General features: G+C 70.5%; 5 protein-coding genes. 3 read left to right on the top strand and 2 right to left on the bottom strand.

Translation table 11 applies throughout. From position 1 onward, the window contains the following. A partial coding sequence (locus AB0M20_RS30060) for a hypothetical protein (protein WP_364303690.1) occupies nt 1–260 on the bottom strand: 260 nt, incomplete at its 3' end. Continuing rightward, the gene (locus tag AB0M20_RS30055; RefSeq protein ID WP_364303689.1) at nt 260–778 is read right to left on the bottom strand and encodes a SigE family RNA polymerase sigma factor; all 519 of its coding nucleotides are present in this window, start codon (nt 776–778) and stop codon (nt 260–262) included. The genes AB0M20_RS30055 and AB0M20_RS30060, both read right to left, overlap by 1 nt. 85 nt (nt 779–863) lie before the next feature. On the opposite strand from AB0M20_RS30055, the gene AB0M20_RS30050 reads away from it, so the two are divergent. The 3 genes from AB0M20_RS30050 to AB0M20_RS30040 all read left to right on the top strand — a co-directional run. Next, complete coding sequence (locus AB0M20_RS30050; protein WP_364303688.1) at nt 864–1,880, top strand: LacI family DNA-binding transcriptional regulator; 1,017 nt, start codon at nt 864–866, stop codon at nt 1,878–1,880. Nucleotides 1,881–1,932: 52 nt separating this feature from the next. Then, nucleotides 1,933–3,420, top strand: coding sequence for an alpha-N-arabinofuranosidase (locus AB0M20_RS30045; RefSeq protein ID WP_364303687.1), 1,488 nt, complete (start codon nt 1,933–1,935; stop codon nt 3,418–3,420). Further along, the coding region (locus AB0M20_RS30040; RefSeq protein ID WP_364303686.1) for an extracellular solute-binding protein at nt 3,417–4,167 on the top strand (751 nt) is incomplete at its 3' end. The genes AB0M20_RS30045 and AB0M20_RS30040, both read left to right, overlap by 4 nt.

The raw sequence follows: 4,167 nt of genomic DNA, 5'->3' as shown, positions 1-4,167 counted from the left end.
TAGTCGACCAGCTTCAGGGTGGCGGCGCCGGTTGCGGCCGGCGGGCGGTCACCCGCGGTGCCCGGCGTGATGCCGACGCCCGACAGCGAGATCGCCGCCACCGCGGCGGCCACCGCGAAGAGCGAGCCGCCGGCCGCCTGGAGGGTGCGGCGCTTGCGCAGCGCCTTGCGGCCCCGGCCCAGGTCCGCCATCAGCTCGGCCGAGTTCGGCGGTACGGGCCGGCCGGCGATCTGCTCGAGTCCGTCGCGCAGGTCCATCATCAGTTCACTCCTTGGTGGAGAAATGGTGCGTGGGGCGTGAGGACGGCACGGAGCCGGTCCAGGGCACGGGCGGTCTGGCTCTTGACGGTTCCCTCGGAGCAGCCGAGAGCGTCCGCGGTCTCCGCGACCCCGAGGTCGTAGAAGTAGCGGAACACCACCGCGGCCCGCATCCTCGGCGGCAGATCCTTCAGCGCCCGGCGGAGGCGTTCGGCACCGTCCGCCTCGACGCTGCCGGCCTGGGCCGGGACGTCCGGGAGCTGGGCCATCGACCGCTCCCGGCGCCGCCAGATCCGGCGGCGTTCGTCGGTCAGCGCGTTGACCAGCGCGCGGCGCACGTACCCCTCGGGGTTGTCCGCCCGGCGAAAGGCCGGCCAGCCCACGTAGAGCTTGGTCAAGGTCTGCTGGACGAGGTCCTCCGCCAGGTGCCTGTCGCCCGCCGTCAACAGCGTCGCGGTACGCACCAGTTGCGCCCGCCGGGCCAGCACGAAGTCGTGGAACTGCTCATCGCGGTCCGTCATCTACGAGCCTCCTGAACTCTCACGCCCCCCTGACGGCTCGGAAATGGATCAGGTTGCATGGGGCTGCGTTGTTATAGTCCGCGTTATGCCTCCGGGCCTGAAGGATGTCGCGGCGTTGGCGGGCGTGTCGATCAAGACTGTGTCGAACGTGGTCAACGGCTACGTCCACGTGGCCCCGGAAACACGCGCGCGGGTGCAGGCTGCCGTCGACGAGCTGGGGTACAAGCCCAACGTGGCCGCGCGCCAGCTGCGCAGCGGCCGCTCGGGGGTGATCGCGCTCGCGCTGCCCGAGCTGCAATCGCCCTATTTCGCCGAGATCGCCGGACTGATCGTGCAGGCCGCCGAGCGTCGCTCCTGGACCGTGCTGATCGACCAGACCGACGGGCACGCGGACCGCGAACGCAACCTGGTCGCCGGGTTGCGCCGGCACGCCATCGACGGCCTGATCTTCAGCCCGCTCGCGCTGGCGGGGGAGGAGCTGACCCACGGCGACGGCACCCCGATGGTGCTGCTCGGCGAGCGGGTGTCGCACGGCCCGGCCGACCACGTGGTGATCGACAACGAGGTCGCCGCGGCGGACGCCACCGCACACCTGGCCGAGCTGGGCCGCACCCGGATCGCGGCGATCGGGGCGCAGGACTTCCCGTCCGCCGTGACCGCCAAGCAGCGACTGGCCGGCTATCGGCGGGCCCTGGCCGACGCGGGGCTGCCCGCCCACCCGAGCCTGGTCGCGTCGGCGGAGCAGTTCCACCGGGCGGACGGCGCGGCCGCGATGGCCCGGCTGCTCGAGGGCGCCGAGCCGCCCGATGCGGTCTTCTGCTTCAACGACCTGCTCGCCCTCGGCGCCATCCGCACGCTGCTGCAACGCGGTTGCCGGGTGCCCGAGGACGTCGCCGTGGTCGGGTTCGACAACATCGAGGACGGCCGGTTCAGCACGCCCACGCTGAGCTCCATCGCGCCCGACATGGCGGGCATCGCGGAGATTGCCGTCGACCTGCTCGCCGAGCGCATCGGCCAGAGCGACGAGGCGCCACGCGAGGTGCGCGTGACACATCGTCTCATTACGCGAGAAAGCACTCGCGGCCGGGAAACGTCGACGTAACAAATGGCCGCTGGCGCTTTACAACGTTGAATACCACGTTGTAAACAGAGCTATGTCAGTGGCGCAGCTCACTCTGGACCCGGCGTACGCGATCGCGCCCGTCGATCCTCGCCTCTTCGGCTCGTTCGTCGAACACATGGGCCGGTGCGTCTACACCGGCGTCTTCGAGCCGGGACATCCCGAGGCCGACGCCGATGGACTCCGCGCCGACGTGCTGAACCTGGTTCGTGAGCTCGGCGTGACGACGGTGCGCTACCCGGGCGGGAACTTCGTCTCGAACTACCGCTGGGAGGACGGGGTCGGCCCGGCCGGCGACCGTCCGACGCGGCTCGACCTGGCCTGGCGGTCGATCGAGAGCAACGCCTTCGGGCTCAACGAGTTCATGCGCTGGGCCACCGCCGCCGGGGTCGAGCCGATGATGGCGGTCAACCTCGGCACCCGGGGGATCGAGGCGGCCACCGCCCTGGTCGAGTACTGCAACCTGCCCGAGGGCACTGCCGCCAGCGAATTGCGGCGGGCGCACGGCGTCGCCAAACCCCACGACGTGCGGCTCTGGTGCCTGGGCAACGAGATGGACGGCCCGTGGCAGATCGGCCGGCTCACCGCCCGCGAGTACGGCCGGCTCGCCGCCCGTGCCGGGCAGGCAATGAAGCGCGTCGACCCGAGCATCGAGCTGGTCGCCTGTGGCAGCTCCAACGCCGACATGCCGACCTTCGCGGCCTGGGAGGCGACCGTGCTGGAGGAGGCGTACGACCAGGTCGACTACATCTCGCTGCACACGTACTACGACCCGGAGAAGCACGACGAGGCGAGCTTCCGGGCGTCCGCGGTCGACCTGGACGGATTCGTCGAGGACGTGATCGCCACCGCCGACCACGTCCGCGCGAAGCTGCGCCGCAAGAAGCGGATCAACCTCTCGCTGGACGAGTGGAACGTCTGGTACCAGTCCCGGTTCACCGAGCCGGAGGACCGGGGCATCGAGCGCACCCCGGCGCTGATCGAGGACGACTACGACGTCACCGACGCGATGGTGGTCGGCAACCTGCTGATCAGCATGCTGCGGCACGCCGACCGGCTGACCGTCGGCTGTCAGGCGCAGCTGGTCAACGTGATCGCCCCGATCCGCACCCGGGCCGCCGGGCCGGCCTGGCGGCAGACCATCTTCCACCCGTTCGCGCAGACCGCCCGGCTCGCCCGGGGCACCGTCCTGCGCACCGCGATCACCGCGCCACTGATGAGCACCGGCCGCTTCGGCGACGTGCCCGTGGTCGACGCGGTCGCCACCCACGACCAGGAGACCGGCGCGCTCGTGGTCTTCGTGGTCAACCGCGGCACCGAGGAGGTCCGGCTCGAGCTGGACCTGCGGGCCTTCCCGAACCACCGGCCGGCCGAGCATCTGGCGCTGGCCGATGACGACACCACTGCGATCAACACTGCGGACGCGCCGACCCGCGTCGTACCAACGAAAACAGCCGGCGGCACGACCGTCACCCTCCCCCCGATCTCGTGGCACGCCTTGACCTTCGAGGAGAAATTGTGAGTAACCACCTGTCCCGCCGAGGCCTGCTCGGCCTCGGTGTCGGCGCCGGCGGCGCCGTCCTGCTCAGCGCCTGCGGCAACGACGGCCCCAACCCCGTGGTGAACGGCGGCGGCTCGAACGCCGAGCCCGCCGCCACCAGCTATACCGGGCCGAACGTCGCGCTGACGTTCTGGAACGGCTTCACCGGCGGCGACGGCCCGGTGATGAAGTCGCTGGTGGAGAAGTTCAACGCGGCCAACGCGAACATCAAGGTCACGATGAACGTCTACGAGTGGGCCGACTACTACCAGAAGGTGCCCGGCGCGGTCTCCACCGGCAACGGCCCGGATCTGGGCATCATGCACGTCGAGCAGGTCGCCACCAACGCGGCCCGCGGCGTCGTGCTGCCGCTGGACGACCTGGCCGCCTCCTTGCAGCTCAAGGAGGAGGACTTCTCCCCGCCGGTGTGGCGGGCCGGGGTCTACAACGACAAGCGGTACGCGATCCCGCTGGACGTGCACCCGCTGGGCATGTTCTACAACAAGAAGGTCCTCGAGTCGGCCGGGCTCGACCCGGAGAAGCCGCCGACCAACAACGACGAGTACATGGCGGCGCTCGAGGCGCTGAAGGCCAAGAAGATCCAGGGGCACTGGGCGAGCCCGTTCCCGTTCACCGGCGTGCTGCAGTTCCACGCGCTCAACTGGCAGTTCGGCGGGCAGGCCTTCGACGAGAAGGCGACCACGTCCAAGTTCGCCGAGGACCCCGGGG

It is taken from the genome of Actinoplanes sp. NPDC051633 (assembly GCF_040681735.1).
Classification (GTDB): domain Bacteria; phylum Actinomycetota; class Actinomycetes; order Mycobacteriales; family Micromonosporaceae; genus Actinoplanes.
Note: the sequence above shows the minus strand (reverse complement) of the source record. Positions and strands in the feature narration are given on the sequence as shown.

Coding starts and splice junctions, on each gene's coding strand:
- AB0M20_RS30055 (WP_364303689.1), bottom strand. CDS start 778: ATGACGGACCGCGATGAGCAGTTCCACGACTTCGTGCTGGCCCGGCGG.
- AB0M20_RS30050 (WP_364303688.1), top strand. CDS start 864: ATGCCTCCGGGCCTGAAGGATGTCGCGGCGTTGGCGGGCGTGTCGATC.
- AB0M20_RS30045 (WP_364303687.1), top strand. CDS start 1,933: ATGTCAGTGGCGCAGCTCACTCTGGACCCGGCGTACGCGATCGCGCCC.